Genomic DNA, 16,180 nt, shown 5'->3' on the forward strand with positions numbered 1-16,180 from the left:
GCAGCGTGCCACAGGGAAAGACGCGCGCGCACGAGCACTTGTCCGTCGAGTTCGCGGAAGAGGCGCACACTCCGCCCCGTGCAGCGTCATGTGCAGTCAGAAAGAGCTGAATTACCGGTCCAATGTAGAGCTTTCTCCTGCGGCTCCGCATCCCCAGATTCGGTGGTCTCGCGGAGAATTCAGTGCAGATCGAAGAAAACTCGATAGGAATTCAGTTGCCCCTCGAGCATGTGAATGCCGTGGTGGATCCGGTGTCCCCGTGCGGACGCCTGGCGAAGGAGCCTCGTCTCACGGGGTTTCATGACGATGTCGGCCACCACGCAGTCCGGTGGCAGGGAGTCCAGCGGGAACGGCAGCGGGTCTCCCGCGTGCATGCCGAGCGGGGTGGCGTTCACGGCGAGGTCGACTCCGCTCAGCCGCGGTCCGTCCAGGGCGGCCACCCGGCCCGGCCAGCGCGCTTCGAGGCGGGCGACCAGCGCCCCGAGTTTCGCGGGGTCCCAGTCGTACACCCCCAGCCGGTCGACACCGGCCGTCAGGAGCGCCGCGGCGATGGCACTGCCGGCGCCGCCCGCGCCGACGAGCGCCGCGCGCCGGCCGCCGGGGTCGTGGCCGGCGCCGACGAGGCCCGCGACGAAGCCGGACCCGTCGAAGTTCTCGGCGAGCCAGCTGCCGTCGGCCTCCCGGCGCAGCACGTTGGCGCTGCCGACGATGTCCACGGTCGGGCCGCGCCGGTCGGCCAGCCGGGGGACGGCGACCTTGTGGGGCACCGTGATGAACATGCCGTCGAGGTTGTCCATCCGCTGCAGCCCGCGCACGACGTGCTCGAGGTTCTCCGGCCGGGCGTGCACGGGGACGACCACCGCGTCGATCCGCAGGCTCGCGAAGATCGGGTTCATCAGCGTGGGTGCCTGGACCTGGGCGATGGGGTGCCCCAGCACGGCGTACAGGCGGGTGGTGCCGGTGATGGGGAGGGCGGGGGGCAGTCCGGTCATCGCAGCGCTGCCCCGACGGGGCCGGCCGCCGCCAGTCCGGCGACGGTGGAGGCGAGCTGCCTCGACTGCTCCGCGTTGAGGCGGGGGTCGCAGGCCGTCTGGTAGCGGGCCGGCAGGTCTGCTTCGGCCACTCCCCCGCCGACGCACTCGGTGACGTCGTCCCCCGTCACCTCGAGGTGGATGCCGCCGGGGTGGGTGCCCAGCCGCCGGTGGACCTCGAAGAACCCGGCGATCTCGTCGGCGATGTGCGCGAGGTCCCGCGTCTTGTAACCGTTCGCCGAGGTACGGGTGTTGCCGTGCATCGGATCGCACTGCCAGACCACCTGGTGGCCGGTGGCGGTGACCTGCTCCACGATCGGCGCCAGCACGTCCCGGACCTGTGCGTGCCCCATGCGGCTGATCAGCGTCAGCCGGCCGGGTTCCCGGTGCGGGTCGAGGCGTCGTACGTAGGCGACGGCCGCCTCCGGGGTCGTGCCCGGACCGATCTTGAGGCCGATCGGGTTGGACAGGAGTTCCGCGAACGCGATGTGCGCGCCGTCGAGCTGGCGGGTGCGCTCGCCGATCCACAGGAAGTGCCCCAGCCCGCTGGACAGCCGGGGCACCGGGCCGGTGGTGTCCACCCGCAGCAAGGACTTCTCGTAGTCGAGCAGGAGCGCCTCGTGGCTGACGTGGACGTCGTGGAACGACCGGACCAGGGCCATCGTGCGGGTGGCGTCGGCGTGGGCCCGCAGCATCCGGTGGGGGTCGGCCGTGCGGGCCGTGAGCGTGGCCTCGACCGAGTTGACCAGGTCGCCGCGGTAGACGGGCAGTCCCCGTGCGTCGACGGGCTGGGAGCGGGGTTTGGCGTACTGGCCGGCCATCCGGGCGATCTTGACGACGGGCAGTCCGGTGCCGTCGGCGAGGACGGCGGCCATGTCCACGAGCGTGCGCAGATTGGCCCGCACGTGGGCTCCGGTGTTCCCGGCGAAGGTCTCGGCGCAGTCACCGCCCTGGAGCAGGAACGCCTCGCCGCGGGCGACCGCGGCGAGCTGCGTGCTCAGGCGGGCCGTCTCGGCCGGGGCCACGATCGGGCGGGAGCGGCTCAGCAGTTCCACCGCGTCCCTGGCCCGCCCGGGGTCCCGCCAGACGGGTTGCTGCGCGGCCGGCCGGGCCAGCGCCGCCTCCAGCCTGTCGAACAGCAGGTGGTCCACCACCGGGGCGGCGCCCGCCGATCCCTCGAGATCGGCCGGCCACTGGGTTACAAGCTTCATGTCAAACCACATCGGTCGTGGAGGCTCCGGGCACGGCGTGGCCGACGAGGTCGGCCGTCCGTGCCCGGGGCATCCGGTCCAGGACCCGCGCGACGACCTCGTGGGGCACGTCGCTGACCAGTTCCGCGCCCTTGGGGCCGTCCAGAACGAAGCCGAGTCCGGTCATCGCCTTCTTGTCGTGCCGCATCAGGTCCATGAGGACCCCGGTCTCGGCCTCGGCCGGCAGGGCGGTGGGCAGGCCGTAGTGCCGTACGACGTCGAGGTGTTCCTGCACCCGCGCCGTGTCGATCCGCCCGAGGGCTCCGGCGAGCCGGCCCGCGAAGACCGTCCCGATGGCCACCCCCTCGCCGTGGCGCAGCGCGAAGTCGGTGGCCTTCTCCAGCGCGTGGCCCAGCGTGTGGCCGTAGTTGAGCACGTGCCGCAGGCCGGTGTCGCGCTCGTCCCGCTCCACGATGCCGGCCTTGAGGGTCACGCTGGCGGTGATCTGCTCTTCCAGCGGCAGCCCGCGCAGGTCCGGCGCGCCGATGAAGTGGCAGCGGGCGATCTCGCCGAGGCCGTTCAGCATCTCCCGGCGCGGCAGGGTCGAGAGGTAGTCCGTATCGCACAGCACCGCGCTGGGCTGCCAGTACGCACCGACCAGGTTCTTGCCGGCCGGCAGGTTCACCGCCGTCTTCCCGCCGACGCTGGCGTCCACCTGGGCGAGCAGCGTCGTCGGGAGGTGGATCACGGGGACGCCGCGGTGGTAGAGCGCCGCCGCCAGGCCGACCACGTCGGTGGTGGTGCCGCCGCCGCAGGAGACGACCACGTCGGAGCGGGTGAGCCCGAAGCGCACGAACTCCCCGCACAGCGCCTCGACGGTGGCCAGGGTCTTGTCCTGCTCGCCGTCCCGGGCCGGCACGAGCAGGGTTTCCACCCCGGTGTCGGGCACCCATTCCTCCGGGCGGGCCGACACCACGACGGCCCGCCTGGCGCCCAGCCGTTGGATGGTCTCGGCGAGCGACGTGCGCACCCCCGGGCCGATGAGGACGTCGTACGCGTGGTCTGCGAGGCGCAGAGGAATGGTTGCCATCACGTTCTACCGACCCGCCGTCGCCCTGTGGACGCGCGCCGCGGCCCGCTCCTTACGGTCGAACTCGTCCAGCTGGGGATAGGCCGGGCAGCCGTACACCCGCTTGAACGGGGCGAAGGTGTCCCACTCGGTCCGCCGCCGCATTTCCTGTGCCATGGGGTTGTGCTCACTCCAGAAGTCGCCGCCGATGAGCCGGATCACGTACTTCTCCAGGGCCTCGCGCCGCGTCGTGCGGGCGGCGTCGGCGGCAACCGACACCAGCTCGCCCTCGTAGTAGGCGTGGATGAGGCGGATGTACGTGTCGTAGCCCGTCTTGAAGTAGTTGGAATAGGTGTCGAACAGGCGGCGCTCCGCCGCGGGGTCGGCCAGCGCCGCCCCGATCGTCTCGGCCGCACGGACGGCGGTGGCCGTCGCCACGAGCACGCCGCCGGAGAACATCGGGTCGCCGAAACAGCCGGCGTCCCCGACCATCAGCCAGCCGGAACCGGTGACCGTGTCCGAGTGGTAGCAGTAGTCGGTCTCGACCCTGAGGTCGGTGGTGGGGCGGGTTCCGGTCAGCCGCGCGGTGATCCTCGGGATCCTCGCCACGTGCTCCTCGAACGCCTTCTCGGGCTTCGTCGCGCGCAGCACCTGGCGCGGCATGACCGTGCCCACGCTGATGGCGTCCTTGGACAGCGGGATCGCCCAGACCCAGCCGTCGTCGTGGGCGCCGACCTGGATGTCGCCCTCGACACCGAGGTTGTGGCTCTCGTCGAGGCCCTCGTAGTGCCGGTACACCGCCACCATGCGGAGCTTCTCGAGGGTCTTGCGCAGCCCGAAGCGGTGGGCGATGCGGCCGGCGCGGCCGCTCGCGTCGACCACGTAGGCCGACCGCACCTCGCGGCTCCGGCCCTCGCGCTCGTAGCGGACGCCGGCCATGCGGTCGCCGTCCATGAGCAGCTCGGTCACGTCGGCCCCGAAGAGGACCTCCGCCCCGGCCGCCTCGGCCTGCTCGGTGAGCATCTTGTCGAACCGGGCGCGCTCGACCTGGAAGGCGCTGGGGTGCCGGCCTTCGCCCTGCTTGGTGAAGTCGGCGCGGAAGACGCCTTCAAAGAACTTCGTCTCGGTCGGGTCGATGAACTCGCCGCCGAACTTGGGGACGTAGCCCTGCGCCTCCACCGCTTCGCGCAGGCCGATCTGGTCGAACAGGCCCATCATGTAGGGCAGCAGGGACTCGCCGATGTGGAACCGGGGGAACTCGTCCTTCTCCAGCAGCAGCACGTCGTGCCCCTGCCGCGCGAGGACCAGGGCGCTCACCGCGCCGGCCGGTCCGCCGCCTATCACGATTACGTCAGCCGTCTCTCTTTCCATTTTGGGTCTCCCTTTCGTGTGCCAACTCGTTCGAATTGCATTCGGTATGAGCGGTGTTACGCGTGGGGGGTGGGAGTGCGAAAAAATCAGCTGAGCGGGCCGGACACGATGCCGTTGATCAGCGCCCGGTGCTCGTCGTCGTCCATGATCGTGCGCACTTGCTCGCGCCCGTCACGGACCGTCAGGTAGCGGCGCTGCTTCATCACGACCTGGCCGTTCTCGAACGTGCGGCCGCACAGCACTTCCTTGTCGTCGTGCCGCGCCGGATCCGAGAGGATCCCCCGGAAGCGGTCCTCGAGTTCCTTCCAGTCGTCCCATTCCCGGGCCTTCGTCGTGAAGGTGTAGACGACGCTCCACCGGGTGACCGCCCCGCGACGCTGCAGGGCGATCTCCGATCCGTGGTCGACCAGCCGGAACTGGCTTCCGTACTGGGACTGCACCGCGTCGGTGACCAGCAGCGGCTCGATGTACGAGGGGCCCGGGTAGCCGACGTCCACGAGCCACTGGTCACCGTCCAGGGAGACCAGGTTGAACATGTGCTCCACGCCGAGCCCGAAGGTGTCCCAGCCGGTGGCGGTGCTGCCCGCGATCAGCGTGGCGTCGTAGCCCAGCTCGCGCAGGAGCCTGAAGAACATCCGGTTCAGGTGGTAACACGCCCCGCCCTGCCCGTTGATGACGGTCTTCTCGAACAGCGCGTCCTCGTCGAGGTCGACGATGTCGACCCCGTCGCCGAGGTCGTAGGCGAAGCTGTTGTACGGCAGCGCCATGAGGTGGCTCTTGTGCAGCTTGCGCAGCGTCCCGATGTCCACACCGGTCTCTCCGTCACAGCCGATGCGCTGCAGGTACCTGTCTACGTCGAACATGTCGTCGCCTTTCTTCAGACGGAGATCGCTGCGGCGGCTTCTTCGCCGCACATCAGCTCGTGCAGGTACCCGGCGAGCAGACCGGGCGTGGGGTGGTCGAAGACGAGGTTGGGAGAGAGCTTCGTCTCGGTGATGTTGCGCAGCCGGTTGCGGAGCTCGATGGCGGTCAGGGAGTCGAAGCCGATCTCGAAGAGCCCCTGGTCCGCGTCGAAGTGGTACGTCGGGCTGTAGCCCAGTACGGCGGCCACCTGGGCCCGCACCAGGTCGAGCAGGACCTTCGTCTGATCGGCGGCGGACAGTCCGGTCAGCCGCTCGGACAGGCGGCGCGGGTCCTCGGCCGCGTCCGAGGCCTGCACCTGCTGTCGGCCCGCCCGTACGAGGCTGCGCAGCAGGTGGGGGACTCCCCCGCCGGCCGCGGCCTGGGTGCGCAGCGCCCGCAGGTCCAGCTTGACCGGCACCAGCAGTGCATGGCCGGTGCCGACGGCGGCGTCGAACAGGTCCATGCCCTCGACCGGGGTGATCGGCAGCAGGCCGCCGCGACGGTTCATCCGGTTGCGGGTGAGGTCGTCGATGTGCTCCGCCATGCCGTTGGTCTGCTCCCACAGGCCCCAGGCCAGCGAGAGGCCCGGCAGGCCCGCCGCCCGGCGCTCGGCCATCAGGCCGTCCAGGAAGGCGTTGGCCGCCGCGTAACTGCCGCTGCCGGCGCCCATGAAGACCGCCGAGACGGAGGAGTAGACGACGAAGGCGTCGAGGTCCAGGCCCCGGGTCAGCTCGTCGAGGTGCCGCACCGCGTCCACCTTGGGTGCGAACACCCGCGCCAGCCGCTCCGGGCTCAGCATCCCGATCACGCCGTCGTCGGTCACGCCCGCGGTGTGCACGACACCGGTCAGCGGGTGCTCTGCCGGCACGGAGGCCAGCAGGGCCTCCACCTGGCCGCGGTCGGAGACGTCACAGGCCACCACCGACACGGCGGCGCCCTGCCCGGTCAGGTCCGCGACCAGGTCCGCCATGCCCTCGGCGTCCGGACCCCGGCGGCTGGCCAGCACCAGGCTCCGTACGCCGTGCCGCGAGACCAGGTGCCGGGCGACGAGGCCGCCCAGCGAACCGGCGCCCGAGACGAGGACGGTGCCTTCCGGCCCGAACACCGCGGGGGCATCCGGAACCTGGCCGGCGGCCCGGGCGAGCCGGGGGACGGACAGGGTCGTTCCGCGCACCGCGACCTGCGGCTCGCCGCTGGCCAGGACCGCTGCCAGCGCCTGTTCCGCATCGCCTCCAGCCGGGTCGGTGTCGACCAGGATGATCCGGTCCGGGTTCTCCGCCTGCGCGGCCCGCACCAGGCCCCACACGGCCGCTCCGGCCGGGTCGGTCACCGTGCCGGCAGCGCCGGCGGGCACCGCGCCCCGGGTCGCGACCACCAGCCGCGACTCCTCCAGCCCGGTCCCGGCCAGCCAGCACTGCACGACCTCCAGCACCTGGCCGGCCAGCCCCAGCACCGCGTCCTCGCCCGCGGCGCTGCCGCCGACGGCTTCCATGACCGCCATCGCCGGGGCCGGAGCGCCCGATTCGACGTCGTCGGCCAGCGTCGCCACCTGCTCGGCGGTGGACACGGCCACCCACGTCGGGGCGGACCGCGTCCCCTGCGTCAGGGGCAGTTCGTTCCACTTCACCTGGAACAGCGCGTCGGCGCCGGGCGTCCCGGCGGCCGTCTCCAGCTGCTCGGGGGACACCACGCGGCCCACCAGCGAGTCCATCGTCACGACCAGGCCGCCGGTCTCGTCGGCCGCCTGGAACGACATCGCGTCGTCCTCGTTGCGCGCGATGCGCACGCGCAGCACGGAGGCGCCGGCCGCGTACAGCTCCAGCCCGTTCCACGCGAACGGCAGCTGCAGCTCCTGGCCGTCCCCTTCGTCTTCGACGCCGTCGGCCGCCGCCGCGGCGGCCGTCAGCATGGCCGAGTGCAGGGCCGCGTCGAGCAGCGCGGGGTGGATGCCGAACCGGCCGGCTTCCTTGCGGTGCTCCTCGGGCAGGGCGACCTCGGCGAAGAGTTCCCCGTCGCGCCGCCACACCGCCCGTACGCCCTTGAAGGCCGGGCCGTAGCCGTAGCCGATCTCGGCGAGCTGCCCGTAGCCGCTGCTGACGTCCACCTGCTTCGCGCCGGCCGGCGGCCAGGCCGCGAAGTCGAACGCGGTGGCGTTCGCCCGCACCGTGACGGCCAGCATGCCGGTGGCGTGCCGGGTCCACGTGTCGGTGCCGCCCTCGCCGGCGGCGTCCTCGCGCTGGGAGTAGACGTCCACCGTGCGCGAGCCGTTCTCACGCGGTCCGCCGACCACGACCTGGACGCGTACGCCGCCGTGCTCGGGCACCACCAGCGGCGCCTCGATCACGAGCTCTTCCAGGACTCCGCAGCCGGCCTCGTCGCCGGCGCGCACCGCGAGCTCCACCAGTCCGGTGCCCGGTACGAGGACCACGCCGCGGACCCGGTGGTCGGCCAGCCAGGGGTGGGTGCGCAGCGACAGGCGCGAGGTGAAGATGAAGCCGTCGGAATGCGGCAGCTGCACGACGGCGCCCAGCATCGGGTGGTCGGCTCCGGCGAGGCCCAGCGAGCTCGCGTCGGTCGGCTGCCCGGCCGGCCGGAGCCAGAAGTGCTGGTGGTCGAAGGCGTAGGTCGGCAGGTCCACGCGCCGGGGCTGCGCCGCCCGCGGCAGGACTCCGGTCCAGTCCACGGCCACACCGTGGACGAACAGCTCGGCCATCGAGGCGAACAGGCGGCGCGGGCCGCCGTCCTCGCGCCGCAGCGAGCCCGTCACAAGCGCCTGGGTGTCGGCGGTGTCGACGGTCTCGGTGATCGGCTGGACCAGCACGGGGTGGGCGCTGACCTCAACGAACACCCCGTGGCCCTGGGCCAGGAGGTCGGCCACGGCCGGGCCGAAGCCCACCCGTGCCCGCAGGTTGCGGTACCAGTAGCCGCCGTCCAGGATTCCGGCGTCGGCGATCCAACCGCCGGTCACGGTCGAGTAGAACGGCACCGTCGGCGCCTGCGCCTCGACGCCGGCCAGCTCCTCGGCCAGCGCGTCGCGGATGTCCTCGACGTGGCGGGTGTGCGAGGCGTAGTCCACCGCGACCCGGCGGACTCGGACGCCGTCGGCGGACAGGGCCTCAAGGGCCTCGTCCAGGGCCTGGGCGTCACCGGCGACGACCACGGAGGACGGCCCGTTGACGGCGGCGATCTCCACGCGGTCGGCCCACGGCGCGATCCGCGCGAGGGCCTCGTCCTCGGTCAGTGCGACCGAGGCCATCCCGCCGCGTCCGGCCAGCTCCGACGCGATGACCTGGCTGCGCAGGGCCACGACGCGCGCCGCGTCGTCCAGGGACAGCGCCCCGGCGACACAGGCGGCGGCGATCTCGCCCTGGGAGTGGCCGAGCACCGCGTCCGGCGTGACGCCCACGGACGACCAGACGGCCGCCAGGCCCACCATGACGGCGAAGCTGGCCGGCTGCAGGACGTCGACCCGCTCGATGAGCTCGGGGGCGCTCTCGCCGCGCAGGACCTCGGTCAGCGACCAGTCCACGTACGGCTCCAGGGCCGCCTCACACTGCGCGATCCGCTCGGCGAACACCGGGGAGGAGTCGAGCAGTTCCCGGCCCATGCCCGCCCACTGCGAACCCTGGCCCGGGAACACCCACACCAGCTTGCCCGGCGTACCCGGACCGGCGCTGCCGGAGACGACACCGGCCGCGCTCTCGCCCCGCGCCAGCGCCTTCAGCCCGGCCAGCGCCTCCTGCTCCGAACCGGCCAGGACGACCGCCCGCTCACCGAAGACCGCGCGGCCCGACACGAGCGCCCCGGCCACGTCCGCCTGCGACACCGCCTCGGCGCCCTCGACGAACTCCGCGAGGCGCTCGGCCTGACGCGCCAGCGAGCCGGCGTTGCGCGCGGAGACCACCAACGGCACCACACCGGCGGGGGCCTGCTCTTCGGTGGCGGTCTCCGCCGCCACCGCCGGCGCCTCCTCCAGGATCAGGTGCGCGTTCGTTCCGCTGATGCCGAACGAGGACACGCCCGCCCGGCGCGGGCGGCCGTCCCGGGGCCACTCGCGCGCCTCGGTCAGGAGCTCGACGGCGCCCGCCGTCCAGTCCACCTCGCTGGTGGGCTCGTCCACGTGCAGTGTCGGGGGCATGACCCCGTGCCGCAGCGCCTGCACCATCTTGATCACGCTGGCCACACCGGCGGCGGCCTGCGAGTGGCCGATGTTCGACTTCAGGGAGCCCAGCCACAGCGGCCGCTCCGGGTCACGGCCCCGGCCGTAGGTGGCCAGGAGGGCCTGGGCCTCGATCGGGTCGCCCAGGGGCGTGCCGGTTCCGTGCCCCTCGACCACGTCGACATCGGACGGGGAGAGGCCGGCGCTGTCCAGCGCCCGGCGGATGACCCGCTGCTGCGAGGGGCCGTTCGGGGCGGTCAGGCCGTTGGACGCGCCGTCCTGGTTGACCGCGCTGCCGCGCAGTACGGCCAGCACCCGGTGGCCACGCTCACGCGCCACCGACAGCCGTTCCAGGGCCACGATGCCCACGCCCTCGGCCCAGCCGGTGCCGTCGGCGCCGTCCGCGTAGGACTTGCAGCGCCCGTCGGCGGCCAGGCCGCGCTGGCGGGAGAACTCCACGAAGGTGCCGGGGGACGCCATCACGGTCGCGCCGCCCGCGAGGGCCATCGAGCACTCGCCCTGGCGCAGCGACTGCGCGGCCAGGTGCATGGCCACCAGGGAGGAGGAGCAGGCGGTGTCGATGGTGACCGCCGGGCCCTCGAATCCGAACACGTACGACACGCGGCCGGACGCCACGCTCGCCGCGGAGGCGGTGGCCGCGAAGCCCTCCAGCTCCGGCGCCTCGCCGGCGCCGGCCCCGTAGCCCTGGCTGGACACGCCGGAGAACACGCCGACGTCGGTGCCCTTGAGCGAGGCCGGGTCGATGCCGGCCTGCTCCATGGCCTCCCAGGAGGTCTCCAGCAGCACCCGCTGCTGGGGGTCCATCGCCAGCGCCTCGCGCGGCGAGATCCCGAAGAAGACCGGGTCGAAGAGCCCGGCCCCGCGCAGGAAGCCGCCCTGGGAGGTGTACGAGGTGCCCGTGCTCTCGGGGTCGGAGTCGAACAGGTCGTCCAGGTCCCAGCCGCGGTCGTCGGGGAAGTCCGACATGCCCTCGCGGCCCTCGGACACCAGCCGCCACAGACCCTCGGGGTCCGTCACTCCGCCCGGCAGGCGGCACGCCATGCCGACGATCGCGATCGGCTCGTCGGGGTCCGCGGCGGCGGCCACGGCCCGGGCGGGGGCCTCGGCCACCGTGTCCCCGAGCTCGTCGCGCAGGTAGCGGGCGAGCGCCAGCGGGGTCGGGTAGTCGAAGACCAGCGTGGCGGGAAGCTTGAGGCCGGTCTCCTCACGGAGCCGGTTGCGCAGTTCCACCGAGATGAGGGAGTCGAACCCGGCGTCCTTGAACGCCGTCTCCGCCCCGACACCGCCCGGCCCGGTGTGCCCGAGCACGAGCGCGACCTGCGCCCGCACCAGATCGAGGAGCAGGGCCTCCTGCTCTGCCGCGCCGAGCCCGGCGAGGCGGCGGACCAGCCCGCCGTCCCCGGCGGACGCCGCGCGCGCCTGCTGCCGGCCCGCGCGTACCAGGCCCCGCATCAGGGGCGGCACGCCCGCACCGGCCGCCGCGTCGGCCCGCACGCTGCGCAGGTCCAGCTTGACCGGCACGACCAGCGCCTGCCCGGACGCCACGGCGGCGTCGAACAGCTCCATGCCCTCGACGGCGGATATCGCCTGCACGCCACCGCGGTTCATGCGCGCCTGGTCGGCGCCGCTGAGGTGGGCGGTCATGCCGTTGATCTGCTCCCACAGGCCCCAGGCCAGGGACAGGCCCGGCAGGCCCGCGGCGCGGCGGCCGGCCACCAGACCGTCCAGGAAGGCGTTGGCCGCACCGTAGTTGCCCTGGCCGGCCGATCCGAAGACGCCCGAGGCGGACGAGAAGACGACGAACGCGTCGAGGTCCAGGCCGCGGGTCAGTTCATCGAGGTGGCGCACCGCGTCCACCTTCGGGGCGAACACCTTCGCCAGCCGCTCCGGGGTCTGCGCGGCGATCACACCGTCGTCCAGCACGCCCGCGGTGTGCACCACACCGGTCAGGCGGTGCCCGGCCGGCACGGAGGCCAGCAGGGCCTCCACCTGGCCGCGGTCGGAGACGTCACAGGCCGCCACCGACACGGCGGCGCCCTGCCCGGTCAGCTCGGCGACCAGGTCCGCCATGCCCTCGGCGTCCGCGCCGCGGCGGCTGGCCAGCACCAGGCTCCGTACACCGTGGCGGGTGACCAGGTGGCGGGCCACGAGCGCGCCCAGCGACCCGGCGCCCGTGACCAGGACCGTGCCTTCGGGCCCGAACACCGCGGGGGCGTCGGCGCTCTGGGCCGCCGTGCGGGCGAGCCGGGGTACCGACAGCGCCGTGCCGCGGACCGCGACCTGCGGCTCGCCGCTCGCGAGCACCGCACCCAGGACGGGGGCCACCTCGCCGTCGCCGGCGGGGTCGGCGTCGATCAGGACGATCCGGTCGGGGTTCTCGGCCTGCGCGGCACGCACCAGACCCCACACCGCGGATCCGGCCGGGTCGCTCAGCGTGCCGTCGCCGGCGGGGACCGCGCCGCGGGTGACCACGACCAGCTGCGACTCCTCCAGCCCGGTCGAGGCCAGCCACGCCTGGACGACGCCCAGGACGCGGGAGGTCAGGGCCAGGACGGCGTCCTCGCCGCCGGCGCCGCCGACGGCCTCCAGGAGCGCCACCGCGGGGGCCTGCCCGCCCTCGGCGAGAGCCGCCACGTCCGCGTCGGTGGACACCGCCACCCGGGAGGGCGCCGGCTCCGCGCCCTGGACGGCGGGCAGTTCGGTCCACTGGACCTGGAACAGCGAGTTGGCGGTCACCGTGTCCGCAGCCGTCTCCAGCTGCTCGGCGGACACCGGACGGGACACCAGCGAGTCCAGCGTCACGACCAGGCCGCCGGCCTCGTCCGCCGCCGTCAGCGACACGGCGCCGGGCCCGCCGGGCGCCATGCGGACGCGCAGCGCGGTGGCGCCCGCGGCGTGCAGGCGCAGGCCGTTCCACGCGAACGGCAGCACCGGACGCCCGGGCTCCTCGCCCGTCGTGCCCGTCCCGGCGCCGAACATGCCGGTGTGCAGGGCCGCGTCCAGCAGTGCGGGGTGGAGGCCGTACCTGGCGGCCTCCTTGTGGTGCTCCTCGGGCAGGGCGGCCTCGGCGAAGAGTTCCTCGCCGCGCCGCCACACCGTGTGCAGGCCCTGGAACGCCGGGCCGTAGCCGTAACCGCTCTCGACCAGGCCGGCGTAGAAGTCCCCGACCTCGACCGGCTGGGCACCGGCCGGCGGCCAGGCGGTGAAGTCGAAACCGGTACCGCCGGCGCCCGCCTGAGCCGTGGCGGACAGCGTGCCGGTGGCGTGGCGCGCCCAGGTGTCCGGGCCGTCGTCGATCGCGTCCTCGCGCTGGGAGTACACGTCCACCGTGCGGGAGCCGTTCGCGCCCGCGCCGCCGACCGCGACCAGTACCCGTACGCCGCCCTGCTCGGGCACCACCAGCGGCGCCTCGATCACGAGCTCTTCCAGAACGCCGCAGCCGACCTCGTCGCCGGCGCGCACCGCGAGCTCCACCAGACCGGTACCCGCGACGAGCACCACACCGCCGACGCGGTGGTCGGCCAGCCAGGGGTGCGAGCGCAGCGAGAGCCGGGAGGTGAAGACCAGCCCGTCGGACTGCGGCAGCCGTACGACGGCGCCCAGCATGGGGTGGTCGGCCGTGGCCTGTCCCAACGAGGCGGCGTCCGTGGCCTGCGCGGCCGGCGGAAGCCAGTAGTGCCGGCGGTCGAAGGCGTAGGTCGGCAGGTCCGCGTACGCGGGCCCGGCCGTCGGGGGCTGCAGAGCGCTCCAGTCCACGGCCGCACCGCGGACGAACAGCTCGGCCACGGAGGTCAGCAGGGTCTGCTCCTCCGGGCGGCCGTCGCGCAGTGCGGCGACGCAGGTCGCCTCGGCGCCCGCGGCGGCGGCCGTCTCCGCCACCAGACCGGTGAGGGCCGCTCCCGGCCCCAGCTCGACGAACAGGGTGCCGCCGTACTCCACCGCGGCCGCGATGCCCTCGGCGAACCGCACGGGCCGGCGCACGTGCCCGGCCCAGTACTGCGGGTCGGCGAGCTCACCCGGCTCGGCCAGGCGTCCGCTCACGTTCGAGACCACCGGAATCTCCGGGGTCTGCCAGTCGATGCCGCTCAGCTCCGCGGCGAACTCGGCCAGCATCGGCTCCATCCGCAGCGAGTGGAACGCGTGCGAGACCGCCAGCCGCTTCGTCTTGTGTCCCCGCTCCTTCAGCCGGGCGGCCGCGGCGAGGACCACTTCCTCCTCGCCGGAGAGGACCACCGAGGTCGGGCCGTTGACGGCCGCGATCTCCACGCCCTCGCCCAGCAGTCCGGCGACCTCCGCCTCGCCGGCCCCGACGGCGACCATGGCCCCGCCCGGCGGCAGCGCCTGCATCAGCCGGCCCCGGGCGGCGACCAGGCGCGCCGCGTCCCGCAGGGACAGCGCGCCCGCGGCGTGGGCGGCCGTGATCTCGCCGACCGAGTGTCCGATGACGGCGTCCGGGCGCACGCCCCACGACTCCACCAGCCGGAACAGCGCGCTTTCCACCGCGAACAGGCCGGCCTGCGTGAACACCGTCTGGTTGAGGAGATCGGCGCTGCCCGGCACCTTGCCCAGCACCACGTCGCCCACCGGGTGGTCGACCCACCCGGCGAGCCGCGCGTCCAGCTGCTCGCACGCCTCGTCGAACGCCTTCGCGAAGACCGGGTACCGGTCGTACAGCTCCTGGCCCATGCCCACGCGCTGCGAGCCCTGGCCGGGGAACACCCACACGGCCTTGCCCGGCGCGCCCGAACCGGCCGCGCTGCCGAGGACCACACCGGGTGCCTTCTCGCCGCGCTCCAGCGCCCGCAGACCGGCGAGCGCCTCCTCGTCGGATCCGGCGACGACCACGGCACGCTCACCGAGCAGGGCACGGCCCGTGAGTAGCGCCCCGGCCACGCCCGCCAGCGGCACCTCGCCGGCGGCGGACTCCAGGTACGACGCCAGGCGCCCGGCCTGGCCGGCCAGCGCACCGGTGCTCCGCGCCGACACCACCAGCGCCGCCGCACCCGCGGGCGCCGCCTCGGCGGTGTCCTGCGCCGCTTCCTCCTTCGGCGCCTCCTCCAGGATCACGTGCGCGTTCGTGCCGCTGACACCGAACGACGACACGCCGGCGCGGCGCGGGCGGCCGTTCGAGGGCCACTCCCGCGCCTCGGTCAGCAGCTCCACCGCGCCCTCGGTCCAGTCCACCTGCGTGGTGGGCTTCTCCACGTACAGCGTGGGGGGCATGACGCCGTGCCGGATCGCCTGCACCATCTTGATCACACCGGCGACGCCTGCGGCGGCCTGCGTGTGACCGATGTTCGACTTCAGGGAGCCCAGCCACAGCGGCTGCTCGGGGTCGCGGCCCTGGCCGTAGGTGGCCAGCAGCGCCTGCGCTTCGATCGGGTCGCCCAGGGCCGTACCGGTCCCGTGGGCCTCCACCACGTCCACGTCCGCCGGCACCAGTCCGGCGGTGGCCAGCGCCTTGCGGATGACCCGCTGCTGCGAGGGACCGTTCGGGGCGGTCAGGCCGTTCGACGCGCCGTCCTGGTTGACCGCGCTGCTCCGCAGCACCGCCAGCACCTGGTGCCCGCGCTCGCGCGCCACCGACAGCCGCTCCAGGACGACCACGCCGACGCCCTCGGCCCAGCCCGTGCCGTCCGCGCCGTCCGCGAAGGCACGGCAGCGGCCGTCGCCGGCGAGGACCCGCTGGCGGGAGAAGGCCACGAAGGTTCCGGGCGTCGCCATGACGGTCGCGCCGCCGGCCAGCGCCATCGAGCACTCGCCCTGGCGCAGCGCCTGAGCGGCCAGGTGCATCGTCACGAGCGAGGAGGAGCAGGCCGTGTCCACGGTGACCGCCGGGCCTTCGAGGCCGAGCACGTACGACACCCGGCCGGAGGCCACGCTCGACGCGCCCCCGGTCCCGGCGAAGCCCTCCAGCTCCGGCGGGATCGCACCGACACCGGCCCCGTACCCCTGGGTGAACACCCCGGAGAACACGCCGACATCGGTGCCCTTCAGGGAGACCGGGTCGATGCCGGCGCCCTCCAGCGCCTCCCAGGACGTCTCCAGCAGCAGGCGCTGCTGCGGGTCCATCACGAGCGCCTCACGCGGCGAGATCCCGAAGAACCCCGCGTCGAAAAGCCCCGCACCTTGAAGGAAGCCGCCCTGATCGGTGTACGAAGTACCCGCGTGATCGGGGTCCGGGTCGAAGAGGCCGTCCAAGTCCCAGCCACGGTCCTCCGGGAAGGACGACATCGCGTCCCGGCCCTCGGACACCAAGCGCCACAAGTCCTCCGGTCCCGTCACACCGCCCGGGAACCGGCACGCCATGCCGACGATCGCGATCGGCTCGTCGGCATGGCGCGAGCCCTGCTGACGCAGCGTGTGCAACTCGGTGGTGACGCGCTTGAGGTACTTGAGGAGTTTTTCGTCCGTGGCCATTCTTTAGTCCTTACGA

Annotated in this window: 6 protein-coding genes; all 6 read right to left on the bottom strand. The window is 73.5% G+C overall.

The annotated features are described in order from the left end of the window. Positions 1-179: 179 nt before the first annotated feature. Positions 180-992, bottom strand: a complete 813-nt coding sequence (locus AB0D66_RS00965) for a shikimate dehydrogenase (RefSeq protein WP_362294622.1) — start codon at positions 990-992, stop codon at positions 180-182. Next, the gene (locus AB0D66_RS00970) at positions 989-2,242 is read right to left on the bottom strand and encodes a 3-deoxy-7-phosphoheptulonate synthase (RefSeq protein ID WP_362294624.1); all 1,254 of its coding nucleotides are present in this window, start codon (positions 2,240-2,242) and stop codon (positions 989-991) included. The genes AB0D66_RS00965 and AB0D66_RS00970 overlap by 4 nt, the downstream gene beginning before the upstream one ends. A gap of 1 nt (position 2,243) precedes the next feature. Then, positions 2,244-3,311 (bottom strand): 3-dehydroquinate synthase family protein, encoded by a 1,068-nt coding sequence (locus tag AB0D66_RS00975; RefSeq protein ID WP_362294627.1) that lies wholly within the window; start codon positions 3,309-3,311, stop codon positions 2,244-2,246. Positions 3,312-3,317: 6 nt separating this feature from the next. Next, complete coding sequence (locus tag AB0D66_RS00980; protein ID WP_362294630.1) at positions 3,318-4,661, bottom strand: NAD(P)/FAD-dependent oxidoreductase; 1,344 nt, start codon at positions 4,659-4,661, stop codon at positions 3,318-3,320. 86 nt (positions 4,662-4,747) lie between these two features. Further along, on the bottom strand, positions 4,748-5,524 hold the full coding sequence (locus AB0D66_RS00985; protein ID WP_362294633.1) for an arylamine N-acetyltransferase: 777 nt from the start codon (positions 5,522-5,524) through the stop codon (positions 4,748-4,750). Between the two features lie 14 nt (positions 5,525-5,538). Continuing rightward, positions 5,539-16,164, bottom strand: coding sequence for a type I polyketide synthase (locus AB0D66_RS00990; RefSeq protein WP_362294636.1), 10,626 nt, complete (start codon positions 16,162-16,164; stop codon positions 5,539-5,541). Positions 16,165-16,180: the final 16 nt, after the last annotated feature.

The organism is Streptomyces sp. NPDC048270, from assembly GCF_040652335.1.
Classification (GTDB): Bacteria; Actinomycetota; Actinomycetes; order Streptomycetales; family Streptomycetaceae; genus Streptomyces.